Raw genomic sequence first — 19678 nt, forward strand, 5'->3', positions numbered from 1 at the left:
AGGGCGGGGCTCATATCCAGGTGTCGAGCCACATCCGGGTCTGCCACTCGGGATACGGGATCGTCTGGCCCGTGTAGACGGGGAAGAAGTAGACGAAGTTCCAGACGATGAGCAGGACGAGGGTGCCGACCGCCACCGCTCCCCGGTTGCGGCGGTCGGCACCCGCGCCCGGCGGCCCCAGCAGCGCGCCCAGCGTCATGGCCACGGCCAGGCACACGTACGGCACGAACACGACGGCGTAGAAGGCGAAGATCGTGCGGTCCTGGTAGAGGAACCACGGCAGATAGCCGGCGGCCACCGCGCCCAGCACGGCGCCCGCGCGCCAGTCCCGGCGCAGCGCCCACCGGAACAGCAGATACCCGAGGGCGCAGCACGCCGTCCACCACAGCATCGGCGTCCCCAGGGCGAGGATCGCCTGGGAGCAGCCGGTCAGCGCGTGACAACCCGCCTCGCCGGGCTCGGGCGACCGGTACGAGAACAGCACGGGACGTCCGAGGACCAGCCAACTCCACGGGTTCGACTCGTACTTGTGGTAGGTCTCCAGGCCCACGTTGAACCGGTAGACGGCGGACTCGTAGTGCCACAGGCTGCGCAGCGGGGCGGGGATCCACGACCAGACGCCGCCGCGGCCGTCCGCCCAGTGCCGCCCGTAGCCGCCGTCGGACAGGAACCAGCCGGTCCACGTCACCAGATACGTCACCACGGCGACCGGGGCGAGGGAGAGCACCGACCGGCCCACATCCTTGCGCAGCACCGCCCGGTACGGGTGCCGTGCCCCCGCGACGCGTCGGGCGCCGACGTCCCACAGCACGGTCAGGACCATGAAGAAGGCCAGGAAGTACAGGCCGTTCCACTTGGTCGAGGCGGCGAGGCCCAGACAGACTCCGGTCGCGAGCCGCCAAGGGCGCCATCCCGTACCGGCGTGGTCACCGGTGCCCCCGTCCGGGCGGACATGCCCGTCCGGGGCCACCGGCAACGCCGCCGCGAGCCGGGACCGGGCGTGGTCCCGGTCGAGCAACAGGCAACCGAACGCCGCCAGTACGAAGAACATGACGATCAGGTCGAGCAGGGCGGTCCGGCTCATCACATAGTGCAGACCGTCCACCGCCAGCAGCGTGCCGGCCAGACAGCCCAGGAACGTGGAACGGAACAGTCTGCGTCCGATGCGGCAGAGCATCAGTACCGACAGCGTCCCGAGGAGCGCCGTCATGAAGCGCCAGCCGAACGGGGTGAGACCGAACATCCACTCACCGACGGCGATCACCCACTTGCCCGTCGGCGGATGCGCCACGAAGGCCCCGGTGTCGGAGAGTGGGATCACCTGCGGGTCGGCCAGGACCTGCGGGTCGGCGACCTTGCGGTCCGGCCAGGTGCCCTCGTAGCCCAACCTGAGCAGCGACCACGCGTCCTTGGCGTAGTACGTCTCGTCGAAGGCGAGTTCGTGCGGCTGCCCGAGGCGCCAGAAGCGGATCGTTCCCGCCAGCAGGGCGACGAGCAGCGGCCCCAGCCACCCCATCGCGCTCGCGACCCGGTACGCGGGCTCCGGCCCGAGCCCCACGCGCTCCCAGATCCGGGTCCCCGGCTCCGGGAAGGGCGGCACCAGCCGTTCGCGCACGTCGCTCGGGGGTCGCCCAGCGTGCCCGAACGGGCGCGGACGGTCGATCCGGTCGAGGGACGCCGTCGTCGGACGGGGGCCGTGGAGCATCGCGGTGACAGCGTCCTTCGAGTGTGTACGAACATGGTCCTGCCGCTCACGCGGAACGGTGCGCCCACTTCCGCACCCCCGCGCGCTCGTCTCCGGAGATCGTAAGGGGCACGCGTTCGATCGGCGCGGGCGGTGCGTCGCGGACGGCGACGGCCGCCCAGCGCCAACCGCCCACCTGCGGACGCCAATCCCTGATGCGCGGCGGCGTCGTGCCGTGATGGGATGCGGCAGGTGAGCGAGACGTTGCAGGCCCGTATCGAGCGGTACTACACCACCGTGCCGTCGCTGTTCGCGGACGTCGAGGAGTTCGGGCCGCTGCGGCTGTTCGTGCGCTCGGAGCCGGGAGCCCCGTACTACGGCGGGCCCGGACATGCCCAGCCCACCGCCGGAAGGGCCGCGGCGATCGGTGCCGCCGACATCGCGCGGGTACGGGCCCGGCAGCGTGAACTCGGTGTCCCGGAAGCGTTCGAGTGGCTGGCCGAGTCGGCTCCGGCGCTGCGGGCCGGGATCGAGGGCTCCGGACTTCCGGTGCTGGAACGCCCGTTGATGGCGCTGGATCCCCACCACCGCGTCGACCCGCACCCGGTGCCGGACGGTGTGACCCTCCGGGCGCTGACGGCCGACGATCCGGTGTTGCCCGCGGCCCTCGCCCTGCCGCGGCTGGCCTTCGCCGACGAGGGCACCGCGGGGGGCGCGTCGGACCGTGCGCGGTTGGCGGCGGTGGCCGAGGAACTGATCGCGGACGGCACCGTGGAGACGGTCCGCCCCGTTCTCCGCGCCGGGCACAAAGTTCTGGTCGCCGCCGTCGCCCCGGACGGCACGCCGCTGGCCGTCGGCCACTACCACCCGATGGACGGCACCACCGAGGTCGGTGGCATCGGCACGCTTCCCGCCGCCCGCCGCCAGGGCCTGGCGGCCGCCGTCACGGCGGCTCTGGTCGCGCACGCCCGCGACCATGGGGTGAGCACCGTCTTCCTCGCCTACGCGCGGGACACCGTCGCCCGTATCTACTCCCGTCTCGGCTTCCGCCCCGCCGGCTGCACCCTCCTGATCGCCGGTCAGCCCGCCCGGTCGTAGCCGCCGATCGCCGATCCCGCGCGCCGCCCCGAGCGCCCGTGTCGCTCGCCGGTGTCGATCGCTCTCCAGGGGCACCCGTGAGGCCCGTACACGGCGGGAGATTCCTGGAGGCGGAGACGGATCACTCGCGGGTGCCCGCACTGGAGGCGTTGCGGGAGTTCCGACGGCGCGGGGACGTCGTCTACGAACGCACGCCGAGGTCGACCTGGTGGTCACCAGCGTCCACAAGACGGGCGGGGCCGTCGAACAGAGCTCCGTCTTCCATCTGCCGTACGACCGGGTCTCCCCGCAGGCCCTCAAGCAGCGCGAGGACCTCCTCGGCACCACCAGCGCACGGAACGCGACGGACCCTCTCGGGGAACCACCCCGGGAGGGCCGCGTGGCTGGGCCGTTCGCGGGTACTCGGGGCCGCGCCGAGGGCCTGACGAGGCCCACGGGTACGGATGGCGAAGGCATCGCGGCACCGAGGAGAGGAGCGGGAGACATGGGACACGGTGGAGACGTCATCGACGAACTGACCACGGACCACGGGGAGGTGGAGGAGTTGTTCGGCCGGATCGAGGCACTGCCCTCCGGGGACCCCCAGCGCAAGCAGCACATGGACCAGGTCACCATCGAGCTGGTGCGTCACTCGGTCGCCGAGGAGGCGTACCTCTACCCGGCGGTCCGCGAGCACCTCCCGGACGGCGACGCGATCGCCGACCGTGAGCTGGAGGACCACGCCGAGGCCGAGCGCACCATGAAGGCGCTGGAGCAGTGCGAGGCCGACCACCCGGACTTCGACCTGTTGGCCATCCAGTTGATGACCGAGATCAGGTCGCACATCCAGGACGAGGAGAACAACCTCTTCCCCAGGCTGCGCGCGGCCTGCTCGACGGACGCCCTGAACGGCCTCGGCGAAAAGGTCCGCACGGCCAAGAAGACGGCCCCGACCCGGCCCCACCCGGCGGCCCCGGACACCCCGCCGGCCAACAAGCTGCTCGCTCCCGGAATGGGCCTCGTCGACCGTTTGCGCGACGCGCTGACCGGCCGGGGCAAGGACGGCTGACGAGGCGGACGGACGGCGGCGGCGGGCCGGACGACGACGGCGGCGGGCCGGTGGAACCCGGATTCACCGGGTTCCACCGGCCCGCCGCCGTCGTCGTCCGGCTTCGCGTCGTGGCGCGAGGTCCGTCGTCGGGCTCAGTCGTCACCCCTGACGATGTGCTCGTCCGTCTCGGACCCCGCCCCGCGGATACCGTCCCGGTCCGTCAGGGCGGGAAGGCACAGGCGCACACCCTTCTCGCGCCGACGCCGGGCCTCGGCCCAGCCGCTCTCGCGGACGACGAGTTTCTCGACGGTGTGCGTGCTCACGGCGTCTCAACTTCTTTCCGAACCGAATGCCACTGCTTCCTGGTGTGCGCCCACGGGTGCCCGGTGACCGAGGAGCCAAACGGGCCTCAGGGCAGCGGGGTGCCGCCGGTGGCGTTGAGGATCTCCGCCGTGACGAAGCTCGCCCGGTCGGAGGCGAGGAACACGTACGCGGGCGCCATCTCGGCGGGCTGGGCGGGCCTGCCCAGCGGCGCCTGCTTGCCGAATTCCTTCGTGTCCGGGAGCGTCGCCGGGATCAGCGGGGTCCACACGGGCCCCGGCGCCACCGCGTTCACCCGGATGCCGTCCGCGGCGACCATCTGCGCCAGCCCTTGGGTGAACGTCACGATCGCGCCCTTGGTCATGGCGTAGTCGAGCAGGTGCGGACTGGGCTTGTACGCCTGCACGGACGTGGTGTTGATGATCGAACCGCCCGCCGGGATGTGCGGCAGGGCTGCCCGGCACAGCCAGAACATGCCGTAGAGGTTCGTCCGGACGACCCGGTCGAACTGCTCCGTGGTGATGGCGCCGATGCCGTCGGGCTGCGCCATCTGGTAGGCGGCGTTGTTGATCAGCACGTCGATCCGGCCGAACTCGGCGACCGCCCGCTCGACCAGAGCGCGGCACTGCTCCTCGTCGCGGACGTCGCAGGCGACGGCGATCGCCTTCCGTCCGGCCTCCTCGACGAGGCGGACGGTCTCCCGGGCGTCCTCGGCCTCCTCCGACAGATGAGTGAAGAGGACGTCCGCGCCCTCCCGTGCGTACGCCAGGGCCACCGCGCGGCCGATCCCGGAGTCCCCGCCGGTGAGTACCGCCTTGCGGTCCTTGAGCAGTCCGCTGCCCCGGTAGGACTCCTCGCCGTGATCGGGCGGCGGGTCCATCGGGCCCGTCCAGCCGGGATGCTCCTGGTCCTGCTGGGGGAGGTCCGGCCGGGGATGCCGCTCGACCGGGTTCCGCACGTCGTCGTCGTTCATGGGTACGGCCCTTCGTCGGTTGGGTGAGCGGAGGGGGCGCCCCCGCACGGCACTGCCGGGTACCCGCACGGACCTGTCCGACGCCGCGCGGATCGCCGTGCGTGCTCGTGCCGTACGTGCTGGTGCCGAACCCGAACCGGCGCGCAAGTGGTCGGCGCTCCGGGGTGTGGGGAGCCGAGGCGGGGGGACTTGATGGGAAGGCCGGGTTCGACGGCGTTCCCCTGGGGGTCGGCCTGGCCAGGCTTCTCTGGTTCTGACAGCGTGCCGGAGGAGCCGTCCCCTCGACATGCCGGTGCCCACCCGCCCCGGGCCGCACGGGCCCGCGCGCTCCGCCGTCAGAGGCTGCCCTGCTCGCAGACCCGGCGGGCGACCTCACGGAGCTTGATGTTGTGCTCCTGCGAGAACCGGCGCAGCACGTCGAAGGCCTCCTCCTCGGTGAGGCGGTGGCTGCCCATGAGGATGCCCATGGCCTCGCCGATCACATGGCGGGTGGTGACGGCCTGCTTCAGCTGGGCGTGGGTGCGCGCGCTGGAGAAGGCGACCGCCGCGTGCGAGGCCAGCAGCCAGCCGGCCAACTCGCTGGCCTCGGTGAACGCGCCGGGCTCCCGCGAGTAGAGATTCAGCGCGCCGAGGTCCTCGTCCACGGTGAACAGCAGGAAGCCCATCATGCTGCCCACACCCAGCCGGCGGGCCTGTGGGGTGAAGAGGGGCCAGCGTGGCTGCCCGGCGGAGAAATCGGGGATGCGCAGGACCCCCTCACCCTCACGGGCGGCGTCGAAGCACGGCCCCTCACGCAACCGCTCCTGGAGCCGGTCGCTGTCGACGACCAGCTGGTCCGTGGGGGCGAGCGTCTCCACCGTGGTGCCGTGCAGCACGAGGATGCCGGCCGCGTCACAGCCCTCCACCAGTTCGGTGGCCGAGGCGGTGATCCGCTCCAGGGTGGCGTCGACCGAACGCTGTGCCAGCAGGTCGCGCGCCATCGACGCCATCTGCTGTGCGAACCGATCCCAGTCCACACCGTCCTCCGTTCACCCCGGCCCGCGAAAGTACTCGTACCCAGCCTCGCACGCTAGCCCCGTGGAAAGGCGACCGGACGTCGGCGCGATCTCCTCCGGCTGGGCCGCCCGGCCCAGGGACGCCTCGCTCCCGATCTGCGCCAGGCCTTCGGGCGGCATGTGCTGGTCCGCCTCGTCGAGCGGGTCCAGGTCGGGCCCGGGGCCACCACGTCGGCGCGGACACCCCGCCGGGCCAGGTGCGGGGCGATCGACTTGGCAGGCGGCGTTGCTCCCCAGGACGTCGAGCAGCGCCACCGCCCGTCCGATGCCGGAATCGCCGCCGGTGATCAGCGCGACCTCGTCCTCCGGTTTCCGGCGCGGCGCCGTGCTCGCACGTATCGCGTGCGCACCACGACGCGTACCAAGCCCCGCTTCTCGGTGGGCCGTCGGGGCCCGACAGCCGGGTCACCCGGTTCGTCCGCCCTGACTTCGCGGGCGGCAGGTGCGGCGCGCCGCTGACGTGGCACTTGGTGGGGTATGGAGTGGACCGGCAGGCTGATGAGGGAGGCGCGGCGGCGTGGGGCGGCCGCCGTGCGGACGGTGCGGCTGGCGTGGGCGGGACCGGGCAGGGAACGGGATCTGGTGGCGCAGGCCGGCAAGGCGGCGCTGGCCGCGTGGGTGGCGTGGGCGGTCGCGGGCTGGTGGCTCGCGGCTCCCATGGCGTTCGTGGCGCCCTGGGTGGCCGTCGTGCTGGTGGAGTCGACGGTGTTCCGCTCGCTCGCCCACGGCTTGCAGCAGCTCGGGGCCATCGCGGTCGGCACGGTGGTGGCCACCGGCGTGGCACTGGTGCTGGACCACACGATGGTCACGATGGCCCTGGTGCTGCCGACGGTGCTGTTGTTGGGTCAGTGGCAACGGCTGGGGAGCCAGGGCGTCTACGCCGCCACCGGCGCGCTCTTCGTGCTGACCGGCGGTCAGGTCACCGTCGCCGCGTCGGCCGCCCGCATCGCGGAGGCGGTCTTCGGCGCGGTGGTGGGCGTCGCGGTCAACGCGCTGATCAGGCCCCCGGTGTATCTGCGTGACACCCGCGCCGCGCTGCTCGACGCCGTCCAGGAGGCCGAGGCGATCCTGGACTCGGTGGCGGAGGGGCTGGCCACCGGCGAGTGGGAAGGGCACCAGGCGGGGGGGTGGCACGAGCGCGCACTGCGGTTGGGGCGTCTGGTCGACCAGGCCCGGCAGGCCATCGGCTGGAGCCGGGAGAGCATGCGGGTCAATCCGTGGGGACGCCGCAGGTACGCCGTCGCCCCGCCCGGCAAGGCGTACGCCGACGCGCTGGCCGTGCTCGACCACGTGGCGGTCCACACCTCGGGCGTGACCCGAACGGTGTGGGAGGCCGCCGACGGCGGGGGGACGGCCGCCCGGCCGGCCACGGCGATCGCCCGGCCCTACGCGGACTTCCTGCGGCGCACCGCCCGCGCCGTCAGCCTCTACGGACGGACCCGATTCGCCCCGGGCGACGACGACGCCGGCGCGGATGAACTCCGCGAGGCCGTCGGCGAACTCCACCGCAGCCTCGACGACTTCCGCGTGCGCCTGCCGGGCGCCGTCGCCGACGACCCCGACGCGCTCGTGACGTACGGGACGCTGCTGGCCCAGGCCCACCGTCTGGCCGATCAGCTCGTCCAGCACTGAGGCCCCCGGCGATCGGGGCGTGATGCCCGGTAGTCGTCCGGTACTTGTCCGGGTGGTGAACGGGTCATTGTCCCGGGTCGTTTCCGGAGCGGGCGAGCGGGCGAGCAGGCGGTCCATCCAGAAGTCGGTGCCCGAACTCTCCGCGTCGTAGACGGCCTTCATCATGTCGCCGGAGGTATGGGCGACCGGCGACGACGGAACATGCGCCCGTTGACGACACGTGCGCGCGAACCGGGGAGTGCGGCAGAACGAACCAAATGGTTCTCGCAACGTGCTGCGGAAACCCTTTTCGGTCCCGGTTCAGTGACGTGGCGACCGGCGGACCGTCAGGACGGCCACGTCGTCGTGCGAACCGCCGCCGCCCGCGTACGCGCGGGCGTCCTCGTACAGGACCCGGGGCAGGTCGGTGGGGGAGGCGTCGAGATGCTGGGCGAGGCGTTCGTCGACCGGGTAGAACGTGCCGTCGGCGGCCCGGATCTCGGTGAGGCCGTCGGTGCTCAGCAGCAGCGTCGCGCCCTGCGGGAACGCGAACCAGCTCACGATCGTGGGTTCGAGGGCGAGTTCGGCGAGGCCGAGCGGGACGCCGGAATCCAGCTCGGCCGTCGTGACCGTACCCTCGTGCAGGACATGCGGAGGGACATGTCCGCAGTTGACGGCCTGCACCTCCTCGCCGTGCCCGTCGATGCCGATCACGAGGGCGGTGACGAAGCGCTCGTCGTCACCGGTGTTCTCGGCGTAGGAGTTGTGCCGGACGACCGCCGCGTCCAGCGCGTCGACGAGGGCGGTGAGCGTGGGCTCACGATGGGCGGCCTCGCGGAAGGTGCCGATGACGGCGAACGCGGCGCCCACGGCGGCCAGTCCCTTGCCCTGGACGTCCCCGATCAGCACCCGCGTCCCCCAGGGCGAGGCGACGACGTCGTAGATGTCCCCGCCGACCAGCCGGTCCTCCTGGAGGGGCTCGTAGAGGCCGTTGACCAGGACGTCGTCGGTGAGCAGCGGCAGCGGGTGCAGGATGTGCCGCTGCATGGCCGCGGCCGTGGAACGCAGCCGGAACATCTCGTGCTCGCGCCCGATCCGCCGGTGGCAGGCGTACACCGACGCCGCGCCCAGGGCGAGGGTGAGCAGCACGAGCAGGAGCCGGTCGAGCCACCGGTCGGCGTCGACGTTGCGCACCACCGCCGTGGCGGTGACGACGAGCGTGGTCCACGCGGCGACGAACGCCGTCTGCCGGACCGTGCACAGCGCCGACGCCGTGCCCGGCAGGAACACCAGCAGCCCGAGCAGCCACACCTCGGACCCGGACAGCACCCCGAGCGCCTCCACCAGGGCGGTGACCCCCAGCACGCCGAGGATCAGTTCGGCGTTGCGTGGCGGCTCGATGGCCTCGAAGGCGTCGACGGCCTCGACAGGGCTCTTCCGGCGGCTACCGGCCATGCGGACTCCCGGGCAGGTCGTGATCTCCCCGTACGTTAAGCCGGGTCCTCCCACGTGCGGGAACCGCCCCGCCGTAGCGGCCGGAGCCGGGGATCGACGTGGACCTTCGGCCCGGCGCCGGCCCCGGCCGGGCGCTCACCGGCGAGCACCGGTCCGACCTCGTCGAGGGACACCGTGGCGGCGACGAGCGGACGGGGGTCGATCGTGCCGGCCGCGTACGCGCGGATGGTGGCGTCCAGGCCGGGGGAGGCGGAGAGGACGCCGACGGCCGTGACGTCCTTGAGGACGAGCGCGCGGGTGTCGATCCGGCTGGGCCCGGCGGCCAGCCCGATGTAGACGACGCGGCCGCCCGGTTCCACCGACTCCAGCGCGCGGTCCGGCAGATGGGCGGCGTTCGTGGCGTCGACCACCGCGTCGAAGGGGAGGTCCGGCAGGGAGTCCTCCGTCCAGGTGTGGTCGAAGCCCAGGCCGCGGGCGAAGGCGAGGGAAGGGGCGTCCCGGCCCATGAGGTGGACCTCCGCACCCGCGGCCCGGAGGAACAGCGCGACCAGCAGCCCGATCGTCCCCGGGCCGAGGACCAGGGCCCGGTCCCCCGGCCGGGTCGCGGCCGCCCGCGCCGCGCGCAGGGCGTTGCCGCCCGGCTCCACCAGCGCGCCGAGCACCGCGTCCACGGAGTCCGGCAGGGCGTGCAGCGAGGTGGCCGGTACGGCGAGCCGCTCCGCCAGGGCCCCCGGGAGACCCCCGCGTATGCCGACCTCCAGGCGCCGCTCGCAGACGTGCTGGTCGCCCCGGAGGCAGCGGCGGCAGTCGCCGCAGCCCAGCATGGTGTCGCCCATGACTCGTCGGCCGACCCAGCCCGGGTCGACACCGTCCCCGGCCGCCGACACCCGCCCGGCCCACTCGTGGCCGAGCCGCATCGGGTAGGCGGCGTGCCCCTGGTGGAGGTAGGTCATCGTGCCGGAGAAGAACTCCATGTCGGTACCGCACACCCCGACCCGCTCCACGTCGACGACGACCTCCCCGGGCCCGGCCACCGGCGCCGGGAGCTCCTGGACCTCGTACGAGCCGGGGGCGGTGAGGACGAACGCGCGCATCAGGTTCACGGAACTCTCTCCAGGGGGTGTCGGACGCCGTGCGGCCGGGGCCGGGCGTGAGCGAGGTCTTCGCCGGGGTGCCGAGCGGGCCGCCTCACCGGCGCGGCTCGCCCACCGGCCCGAGCAGCGCGCGGATCTCGTCGAGCGCGTCGACCAGGGGCGCCGGGCTCGTCCGGTGGGCGAGCGCGCTGACGCTCACGGCACCGGACGGGGCCGGCGGCGAGGTCGGGAACACCGGCAGCGCCGGGCAGCCGACCCCGGCCTCGGTCTCCTGGTCGTCGACGCCGTGGCCCCGGACGCGGACGGCCGCCGACTCACGGCGCGGCGCGGCCGCCGTGCCCAGCGACCGGGGCGTACGACGGCCCGGGGGAGAGCCGCCGATCCACGCGTCCACCTCCGCCATGGGGCCCGACCGCCCGGCGAGCGGCAGCTTTCCGGCAGAGGTGGTGCGGCCGAGGTCGCCTCGGCCGACCGTCGCCGCCAGCCGGAGGGCACCGTCGGGCGGGTCGGCCTCGGCCCGGTACACGACCTCCCGGCCGTCCGGCACCACGTGGCGCCTCGTGGTGCGAGCTCCGACCACTGTCCGCGTCGGAGGGCGGCTTCGGTATCGGCGCGAAGGCCATGCGCGGGAACGCGTCGCCGAGCCCGAAACGGCCCCGCACGTCCTGGTCGGCGTGCCCGGTCCGGCGCACCGCGCCCAGCGCCCGGTGCACCGTCGGCCCGGGACCGCCGACCACCCGGGTTCGATCCCGGGTCAGCTCCTCCGGCCCCACCCCGCCGGGACACCCGGCCGGCGCCTTCGCGACCGTCAACACCCGCTCCGCCCCGACGAGTCGGCCGGCCCCGGCACCCGCCGGGCCACCCTCCGCGGGGTCTGCCGCGCTCCGGTGCGCCTGCGTATGCTTCATCGCGTTCCAGACTGTAGACCGCCGTGCCGATGGTCGGAAGGGACTCCGGGTGACGCTCCGCAGCGCGCAGTGGTACGGGGGACAGGACCGCAACGCCTACATCCACCGGGCGTGGATGCGGCGGGGCGTGCCGGGCGACGCCTTCACCGGACGGCCGCAGATCGCCATCGCCAACACCGCCTCCGATCTGACGCCCTGCAACGCCCACCTGGACGAGGTCGCGGCCTCGGTGCGCAACGGCGTGTACGAGGCGGGCGGCATCCCGCTGGACCTGCCGGTGGTGTCGCTCGGCGAGACGAACGTACGGCCCACCGCGATGCTCTGGCGGAACATGGCGGCGATGGCCACGGAGGAGATGCTGCGGGCCAACCCCATCGACGGTGTGGTGCTCCTCGGCGGCTGCGACAAGACGATCCCCTCACTGCTGATGGCCGCCGCCTCGGTGGACCTCCCCGCGGTCGTGGTCCCCGGCGGGCCGATGCTCAACGGGACCTTCCGCGGCGGCCTGCTGGGCTGCGGCACCGGGGTGTGGCAGCTGTCGGAGGAGGTCCGGGCGGGCACGCTCTCCCAGGAGCAGTTCACCCGCTCCGAGTCGGCGATGATCCGCAGCCGAGGGCACTGCAACACGATGGGGACCGCGTCGACGATGGCTCTGGTGGCCGAGGCGCTGGGCACGGTGATCCCCGGCGTGGCGGGCATCCCCGCCGCCGACAGCAGGCTGCTGGAGGCCGCGCACCACACCGGCCGGCTGGCCGTGGACCTGGTGGGCGCCGACCGGCGACCGGGCACCTTCCTGACGAAGGCGTCCTTCCACAACGCGATCGTCGCGCTGGCGGCGATCGGCGGTTCGACCAACGCCGTGGTCCATCTCCTCGCCGTCGCCGGCCGCCTGGGTGTCGACCTGTCGCTCGACGACTTCGACCGCATCGGCTCCCGGGTGCCGGTCCTCGTGGACCTCCAGCCCGCCGGACGTTTCCTCATGGAGGACCTCCACCGCGCCGGAGGACTGCTCGCCGTCCTGCGCGAGGTCCGCGATCTGCTCGACCCCGACGCGCTGACCGTCACCGGCGAGCCGCTGGTCGCCCACCTCGACGACGCCGCCGTCTGGGACACCGAGGTCATCCGCCCGCGTGCCGCCCCGCTGGTCGCCGAGGGCGGTATCGCCGTCCTGCGGGGCAACCTCGCCCCCGACGGCGCCCTCGTCAAACCGGCCGCCGCCTCCCCGCGTCTGCTGCGCCACCGGGGCCGGGCCGTCGTCTTCGACTCCGTGGAGGACTTCCACGCCCGGATCGACGACCCCGACCTGGACGTCGACGCCGATTCCGTCCTCGTCCTGCGCGGTTGCGGTCCCAAGGGCTACCCGGGCATGCCCGAGGTCGCCAACATGCCCCTGCCGAGGAAACTCCTGGAACAGGGCGTCCGTGACATGGTCCGCGTCTGCGACGGCCGGATGAGCGGCACGGCGTACGGCACGGTCGTCCTCCACGTGGCACCGGAGGCCGCGGCCGGCGGCCCCCTCGCACTCGTCCGGACCGGCGACTTCGTCACCCTCGACGTGGCGGCCCGCCGGATCGACGTCGACGTGTCCGCCGACGAACTCGCGCGGCGGGAGCCGGACCGGGCCACGGTCGCCGGCTTCGCCACCCCCGGGCGCGGCTGGGAACGCCTCTACGTCGACCACGTCCTCCAGGCCGACACCGGCGCCGACCTCGACTTCCTCCTCGGCTCCAGCGGTTCCGAGGTGAGCCGCGAGTCGCACTGAGGCCGACTCCGGCCGGCCGCCCGGCGCAGGACCCGCGACGGGCGTCACCGACGCCGACTGATGATGGACGGCGTACGCGGCCGTTCCCGCGCCCACCTCGACATCCTCGCCCCGGCCACCGAGCCGCCGTCCAGGCCCTCCGGCCCCGGGGCGGTCGGCGGTCAGGCGGACATCATCGGACATCACCACGGGTGTCCCGCTGGACCCGGCGCCTCGGTCGGCGCCCGGCTGGACCCGGATCGAAGGATGCACCGGCCGTTCGGGCAGTCGCGTACTACACCGTTGCGGCCCGGCGCGAAGACGGTCCAAGGAGGCGTCGAGGCCAAGGCCCCGGGTGCGCTGTGCGCGGCCGCGTGGCGCGCAGGCTCGGGGAAACGCTGGGATGCTGAACGAGGAGCGCTGCCCGAGTTCCGACGACCGGTGGTGGTGAAAGCCATGGTGAGGCCCGGGGAGAGAGATGCGGGGTCGGCCGTCCCCTGCGCCGATCCCCAGGGCGCCCCGTTCCTGCCCACCCGGTTGGCCGTACCGGCCGGGCCCGTCACGTTCCTGCGGCGCGAGCGTCTGGTCGACCACCTCGACCAGGCCCTGAGGACGCCGCTGACCGTGGTCAACGGGGCGGCCGGCGCCGGCAAGACCCTGCTGGTCGCCGACTGGGCGGCCCGGCGGGACCGGCCGGTCGCCTGGCTCACCACCGAGGCCGGCGACCAGGGCCCCGGCATGTTCTGGGCCTACCTCCTCCAGGCACTCCGCGCCGCCGGTGTGCCCCTGCCGTCCGGGATCGGCTGCCCGGCCGACGCCGGCCGCGTGGACCGCACCCTGCTGACACGGCTCGCCACCGAACTGAACACCCTGGGCCCACCCGTGATCGTGGTGCTCGACGAGTACGACCGGGTGACCGACCCGGAGATCGCGGACCAACTGGAGTTCGTCCTGCACCACGCCGCGTCCGGTGTCCGCCTGATCCTCGTCACCCGCACCGAACCGCTGCTGCCGCTGCACCGCCACCGGACCGCCGGCGACATCACGGAGATCAGGAACGCGGAACTGGCCTTCACGCCCGAGGAGGCGGCCGTCCTGCTGGACCTGCACGGCCTGCGGCTCCCGGTGCCCGTCGCGGAGGCGCTCGTGGAGCGCACCCGGGGGTGGGCGGCCGGTCTGCGGCTGTGCGCGCTGGCAGCGCGGGAGAACCCGGACCCGGAGGCGTATCTGAAACAGTTCGAGGCGGACCGCACGGCGGTCGCCGACTTCCTGCTCGCGGAGGTCCTCGAACGACAGTCCCCCGAGACCCAGGACCTCCTCCTGCGGGTCAGCGTCCTGGAGCGGTTCCTCCCCGAGCTGGCCGACGCGCTCACCGAGCGGTCCGACGCCGAGGGCATCCTGGCCGGGCTGCACCGGGGCAACGCCTTCGTCGAGGACCTCGGGCACGCCTGGTACCGCCTGCACCCCCTCTTCGGGGAGATCCTCCGCGCCCATCTGCGGATGCGCTGCCCCGGCCTGGAACCCGTGCTCCACCGCCGGGCCGCACAGTGGCTGCGCCGCTCGGGAATGCTCGCGGAGGCGCTCGGCCACGGTGCCGCCGCGGGCGACTGGGAGTTCACCGCAGGCGCCCTCGTCGACGACCTCGCCATCGGCCAGCTCTTCACCGGCCTGCGCTCCGACGACTTCACCGACCTGTTCTCCCGCATGGACCCCGAAGCCACGAGCCCCGCGACGGACCTCGTACGGGCGGCCCGTGAACTCTCCCGGTGCGAGCTCGACCGGGGCCTGACCCATCTGCGGCACGCGGAGCGGAGCCTGGCGGGGGAGGAGGACCGGGCGCGGGCCCAGGACGAACCGGGCCCGGCGGCGGCCCGGCTGAGCTGCCTGCTGCTGGAGGCGCTGGCCGCCCGGCTGACCGGCTCACCGGCCAGGGCGGAACAGGCCGCCGGAACCGCCGAGCGGCTGTGCGAACAGGTCCCCGCCCACCTCCTGGACAGGCACCCCGAACTCACCGCCCTGCTCCTCGCCCATGTGGGCTCCACCCGGCTGTGGGCCGGGCACCTGGAGGAGGCACGTGCCGCCCTGTCGCTGGTGGCCGAGGGCTCCGACGGCGTGTCGACCGCGCTCCCCCGCGAGGACTCCCTCGGCCGACTGGCTCTCATCGACTATCTGAACGGCTGGCTGGGCAGGGCGGAACGCAAGGCCATGGCGGCGCTCACCGTCTCCGAGCGGTACAGCCTGCCGCAGCCGTCCGGTTTCGGCGTCGCACGGCTGGTCCTCGCGGCCGTGGCCGTCGACCGGGGCGAACTGCGGCTGGCCCGCGCCCATCTCGACGCGGCGGCGGCCGCCCCGCCCGCGATGCGGGACCCGGTGACCGAGGCGGGCCGGGCCCTCGCCACCGCCCGTCTGCTGCTGGCCCGCGGCGACACCCGGGCCGCCGTTGCGGCGGCCGAACCGGCCGTGGCGGCCGACGTCGCCTCGCCCTGGGCGGAGGGGCACACGGCCCTGGTCGCCTCCGCCGCCCACCTGGCCCGGGGCCGGCCCGAGGCCGCCGCCGACCTGCTGCACGCCGTGCCCGGCCACCAGCCCGTGTGCGCGGTGGGCGAGGCACGGGCCCGTCTGGCCGCGGGCACCCCCCTCGCGGCGATCGAGCTGCTGGACGGTCTGCACCCCGAGAGCCCCAGCGGTCCCGCGGTGACCGTACGGGCTCTGCTGGTCCGTGCCGAGGCCGCGCACGCGATGGGCGACCAGGCCGCCGTGCGCAGGCATCTCGCCCAGGCGCTCCAGGAGGCCCGGCGCGAGCGGCTGCGCCGGCCCTTCGCCGAGGCCGGCGGATGGCTCCGGCCCGTGCTCGGCACCGCCCCGCTGCGGGGCCTCGCGGCCGGCTGGCTCACCTCCGAACCAGCCGGGCCGGCGCACACCGGGCCGCCCCGGCCCGAGGAACGGCCGCCGGTGGTGGAGGAGCTGAGCGGACGCGAACGCGATGTGCTGCGGCGTCTGGACCGGATGATGTCCACCGAGGAGATCGCCGCCGACCTGTGCCTGTCGGTCAACACCGTCAAGACCCACCTCAAGAGCGTCTTCCGCAAGCTCGCGGTCAACCGGCGCAACGACGCGGTACGCCGTGCCCGCGAGCTGCGTCTGCTGTGACTGACGCCGCTCTGACGCCGCTCTGACGCCTCCTGGGTCAGCCGCTCGTGGAAGCGAGGTTCCTGGCGGTGCCCCGGACGGTCGGGTGGCGGTACAGCTCGCGCAGCCGCAGCGGCGGCAGGCCGTGCGCACGCAGGGCCGCGCCGATGCGGACGGCGAACAGGGAGTTGCCGCCCAGTTCGAAGAAGTCGTCGTCCAGGCCGACGGGCCTGCCGAGGACCTCGCTCCAGATCTCCCGCAGCCGACCGGTGAGGTCGTCGTCCGTGACGGGCCCGGTGTCCCGCGCGGGCGGGACGGTGGCCACGGGCGTGGGGAGCCGTGTCGTGTCGAGTTTCCCGTTGGCCGTCAGCGGCAGCGCGTCCAGCGCGGTGACCGTGGCGGGCAGCATGTGGTCGGGCAGGACGCCCGCCGCCCGCTCGCGGACCGTGGACGGGCTGCCGCCGTCGAGGACCACATAGGAGTCGATCCGGGCGGTGGCGGCGTCGGCCGGGTCGTCCCGACGCACCACCACGGCCGCGGTCCGCACATCCGGGTCCTCCAGCAGCACCGAGCGGATCTCGTCGAGTTCGATCCGGAAACCGCGGATCTTGACCTGGCTGTCGATCCGCCCCAGGTGTTCGAGCCGCCCGTCCGGGCGCAGACGGCCCAGGTCCCCGCTGCGGTACATGGTCCCGCCGGTGCGGGGGTCCGCCACGAAGCGCCGGGCGGTCAGTTCCTCCTGGCCCAGATAGCCGAGCGCGACACCGGCGCCGCCGACGCAGATCTCACCGGCCACCCCCGGTGGGAGCAACCGTCCCGCGGCGTCGGTCACGTACAGGTGCCAACCGGGCAGCGCGCGTCCCACGGATCGGGTGCCGGCGAGGGCCAGCCGCCGGGTGAGCGTCTGCTGGGTGACATGGACCGTCGTCTCGGTGATGCCGAACATGTTCACCATCCGGCAGACCGACTCGGGGTGCCGGTCGAACCAGGGCAGCAGCATGCGCGCGTCGAGCGGCTCACCGCCGAACACCACCAGCCGGACCCCGACCCGCGTGTGGTCCACGTCCAGCAACTGGGCGAACGCCGACGGGGTCTGGCTCAGCACGGTGACCCGCTCGGACACCAGCAGGTCGCGGAAGCTGTCGGGTTCCCGGGAGACGAAGTACGGCACCACGACCAGCCTGCCCCCGGTCAGCAGACAGCCCCAGATCTCCCACACGGAGAAGTCGAAAGCGCTGGAGTGGAACCAGGTCCACACGTCGTCGGACCCGAACCCGTACTCGTCGCGGGTCGCGTCGATGAGGGCGAGCACGTTCCGGTGCGGCACCTCGACGCCCTTGGGGCGGCCGGTGGAACCGGAGGTGTAGATGACATAGGCGGCGGCGTCGGGAGCGACGGCGGGCAGGGCGGTGGCGGCCCCGCGCCCGGCCGCCGCGGCGCACAGTTCGTCCGGTGTCACGGCCGCACAGCCCGGCACGTCCGGGAACTCGGGCAGACGGCTGATCACCACACCCAGGCCCGCGTCCCGCGCGGTGTGGGCGACGCGGTCCGCCGGGTAGGCGGGGTCGACGGGCACATAGGCCGCGCCCGCCTTCAGCACGGCGAGCTCGGCGACCACGAGTTCGGCGGTGCGCTCCAGACACACGCCCACCCGGTCCCCGGAACCGACGCCGTGTGCGCGCAGACCGTGTGCCAGGACGGCGGACCGTTCGTCGAGTTCGCGATAGGTCAGTTCTGCGCCGGCGTCGGTCACCGCGACGCGGTCGGGCGTCGCCTCCGCGATCCGCGCGAACGCCTCGGGCACGCCCACCGGGGTGGTGACCAGAGGGTGGGGCGGTCGGCCGAGCGCCGCGACCCGGTCGCGGTCGGCGTCGTCCAGCAGGTCGACGTCGCCGATCGCGGTCCCCGGCGCGGCCAGGAGACGCTGGTGCACGCGTACGAGGTGCCGGGTGAACTGCGTGGCGATCTCCGTGGAGACATGCGTGCCGAGATGGTCGCAGCGGAGCCGCCAGCCGTCGGCGTCCCTGAAGACCGACAGGGTGAGCGGGAACGGCGGTGCCAGACAGGGCACGTACGCGCCGGGCATCTCCGCCTCGTCGAAGAGCAGACCCACGAGCACGGGCCCGTCCACGGGGGACGGCTTCAGCTCACCGAGCGTGGGGGCGTGTTCGACGGTGAAGGAGCCGTGGTCCGTACCGATGACGGGCGTGCTCTCGGGGTCGTAGCCCCGAAGGGTGACGGCGAGGGCGGCGAGCCAGCTCGCCTCGTCGCCCCCGTCGCCCAGGGCGAAGTGGTGGGGGGTGGTGGGGCCGTCGTCCGCCAGTCCCCAGGCGGGTGCGGGCACGGTCGTGGGTGCGGTCGTGGGTGCGGGTGAGTTAGTGGGTGAGGGGGACGCGGCGCGGTCGGTTCGCGGCCCGGACAGGTCTTGGGTGGCCAGCCGTCCCAGGGCCGTACGGTCCCATGGGTCGCGGGGGGCCACGACGACCAGATCGCAGGGGCCGTCGGTGTAGCGCAGCAGGACCCTGCGCGGTGCGTCGGCCGGGCGGGCGAGTTCGGCGTGACGGAGGCGCTCGGCGAGCGGATCGGCCGCCGGCACGGGCACGTCCTCGATCCACACCCCCGGAAGTGCCGCGAGGTCTGGGGAGCGGTCCGAGCGGACGCGCACCGCGTGGCAGCGGGCCGCGGAGTGGAGGGAGCCTGACACGGGGGTACTCCTTGTCGTTCGGGGAGGGCTGACGGTGTGCGCGGGCTCAGCGGGCGCTGAATCCGCCGTCCACGGTCAGGACCGAGCCGGTGATCTGCCGGGACTCGTCCGAGGCGAGGAAGAGCACCGCCGACGCGACGTCCTCGGGCTCGATCAGCGCGTTCATCGGCTGTGCCTCGACGAAGGTCTTCTCGTGCTCGTCCACCGGAACGGCGAGGGCCCTGGCGATCTCGCCGAGCATGCGGCCCTCGGCCCTCGCGTCGTCGCGCACCGACCCCGGGCAGACCGCGTTCACCCGCACCTTCGACGGCGCGTAGTCGAGCGCGGCGGCCTTGGTGAGCCCGACGACGGCGTGCTTGGCGGCGACGTACCCGGCGAAGTGCCGGTACCCGACGAGCCCGGCCGTGGAGGCGACGTTGACGATGCTGCCGGCCCGCCGGTCGCTCATCGCCTTGCCGACCTCGCGGATCACCCGCCAGGCTCCGGAGAGGTCCACGTCGATCATCAAGGACCATTCCTCCTCGCCGATCTCGTGCACCGGCTTGCCCGAGGGTGCCGCGATGCCCGCGTTGTTCACGACGACGTCGATCCGCCCGTACCGGTCCTCGGCCCGGGTGACCGCCTCCCGTACGGCGCGCAGGTCACGGATGTCGGCCACGGTGGTCAGGACGGCGGCGCCCGCTTCCCGGCACAGCGCGGCGGTGTGCTCCAACTGCCCCGGCGTGCCCAGGGGATACGGCACACCGGGCAGGTCGGCGCAGAGGTCGAGCAGGGTGAGGTCGGCGCCCTCGGCGGCACAGGCGAGGGCGGTCGCCCTGCCGAGTCCGCGGGCGGCGCCGGTGACGAGGACGGACTTGCCGTGCAGACGCATCGGG

The 19678-nt window shown here is 73.7% G+C and carries 14 protein-coding genes; 5 read left to right on the forward strand and 9 right to left on the reverse strand.

Translation table 11 applies throughout. From position 1 onward, the window contains the following. Positions 1-10: 10 nt before the first annotated feature. A complete protein-coding gene (locus tag K1J60_RS40215; protein WP_220650520.1) occupies positions 11-1705 on the reverse strand; it encodes a dolichyl-phosphate-mannose--protein mannosyltransferase in 1695 nt (564 codons plus the stop codon). 222 nt (positions 1706-1927) lie between these two features. Here K1J60_RS40215 and K1J60_RS40220 point away from each other — a divergent pair, with 222 nt between their 5' ends. Both K1J60_RS40220 and K1J60_RS40225 read left to right on the forward strand, forming a co-directional pair. Further along, positions 1928-2782 carry a GNAT family N-acetyltransferase gene (locus K1J60_RS40220; protein WP_220650521.1) on the forward strand — a complete coding sequence of 285 codons (855 nt, stop codon included), beginning with the start codon at positions 1928-1930 and terminating at the stop codon, positions 2780-2782. Positions 2783-3266: 484 nt separating this feature from the next. Then, positions 3267-3830, forward strand: coding sequence for a hemerythrin domain-containing protein (locus K1J60_RS40225; protein ID WP_220651919.1), 564 nt, complete (start codon positions 3267-3269; stop codon positions 3828-3830). A gap of 134 nt (positions 3831-3964) precedes the next feature. Here the strand turns inward: K1J60_RS40225 and K1J60_RS40230 are convergent, their stop codons facing one another. The 3 genes from K1J60_RS40230 to K1J60_RS40240 all read right to left on the reverse strand — a co-directional run bounded on the left by K1J60_RS40230 (position 3965) and on the right by K1J60_RS40240 (position 6122). Beyond that, a complete protein-coding gene (locus K1J60_RS40230; protein ID WP_220650522.1) occupies positions 3965-4135 on the reverse strand; it encodes a hypothetical protein in 171 nt (56 codons plus the stop codon). 86 nt (positions 4136-4221) lie between these two features. After that, complete coding sequence (locus K1J60_RS40235; protein ID WP_220650523.1) at positions 4222-5106, reverse strand: SDR family oxidoreductase; 885 nt, start codon at positions 5104-5106, stop codon at positions 4222-4224. Between the two features lie 335 nt (positions 5107-5441). Beyond that, positions 5442-6122 carry a GAF and ANTAR domain-containing protein gene (locus K1J60_RS40240; RefSeq protein ID WP_259408124.1) on the reverse strand — a complete coding sequence of 227 codons (681 nt, stop codon included), beginning with the start codon at positions 6120-6122 and terminating at the stop codon, positions 5442-5444. A 537-nt stretch (positions 6123-6659) separates the two neighbouring features. Between K1J60_RS40240 and K1J60_RS40245 the strand changes: the two genes are divergently transcribed. Further along, on the forward strand, positions 6660-7793 hold the full coding sequence (locus K1J60_RS40245) for an aromatic acid exporter family protein (RefSeq protein ID WP_259408125.1): 1134 nt from the start codon (positions 6660-6662) through the stop codon (positions 7791-7793). Between the two features lie 300 nt (positions 7794-8093). Here the strand turns inward: K1J60_RS40245 and K1J60_RS40250 are convergent, their stop codons facing one another. The 3 genes from K1J60_RS40250 to K1J60_RS46980 all read right to left on the reverse strand — a co-directional run bounded on the left by K1J60_RS40250 (position 8094) and on the right by K1J60_RS46980 (position 10868). After that, on the reverse strand, positions 8094-9227 hold the full coding sequence (locus K1J60_RS40250) for a PP2C family protein-serine/threonine phosphatase (protein ID WP_220650525.1): 1134 nt from the start codon (positions 9225-9227) through the stop codon (positions 8094-8096). 35 nt (positions 9228-9262) lie between these two features. Continuing rightward, entirely contained in the window at positions 9263-10321 is a 1059-nt protein-coding gene (locus K1J60_RS40255) for a zinc-dependent alcohol dehydrogenase (RefSeq protein ID WP_220651921.1), read from the reverse strand. A gap of 94 nt (positions 10322-10415) precedes the next feature. Then, positions 10416-10868, reverse strand: coding sequence for an IclR family transcriptional regulator domain-containing protein (locus tag K1J60_RS46980; RefSeq protein ID WP_317619741.1), 453 nt, complete (start codon positions 10866-10868; stop codon positions 10416-10418). A gap of 410 nt (positions 10869-11278) precedes the next feature. On the opposite strand from K1J60_RS46980, the gene K1J60_RS40265 reads away from it, so the two are divergent. Then, positions 11279-12991 (forward strand): IlvD/Edd family dehydratase, encoded by a 1713-nt coding sequence (locus K1J60_RS40265; protein WP_220650526.1) that lies wholly within the window; start codon positions 11279-11281, stop codon positions 12989-12991. A gap of 435 nt (positions 12992-13426) precedes the next feature. Then, positions 13427-16120, forward strand: coding sequence for a LuxR C-terminal-related transcriptional regulator (locus tag K1J60_RS40270; RefSeq protein ID WP_220650527.1), 2694 nt, complete (start codon positions 13427-13429; stop codon positions 16118-16120). Between the two features lie 37 nt (positions 16121-16157). Here K1J60_RS40270 and K1J60_RS40275 read toward each other — a convergent pair whose 3' ends face one another. Both K1J60_RS40275 and K1J60_RS40280 read right to left on the reverse strand, forming a co-directional pair. After that, positions 16158-18803: an amino acid adenylation domain-containing protein gene (locus K1J60_RS40275; protein ID WP_220650528.1), complete on the reverse strand. Its 2646-nt coding sequence runs from the start codon at positions 18801-18803 to the stop codon at positions 16158-16160. A gap of 46 nt (positions 18804-18849) precedes the next feature. Continuing rightward, positions 18850-19674 (reverse strand): SDR family oxidoreductase, encoded by an 825-nt coding sequence (locus K1J60_RS40280; RefSeq protein WP_220650529.1) that lies wholly within the window; start codon positions 19672-19674, stop codon positions 18850-18852. Positions 19675-19678: the final 4 nt, after the last annotated feature.

The sequence above is a fragment of the Streptomyces akebiae genome (assembly GCF_019599145.1).
GTDB lineage: Bacteria > Actinomycetota > Actinomycetes > Streptomycetales > Streptomycetaceae > Streptomyces > Streptomyces akebiae.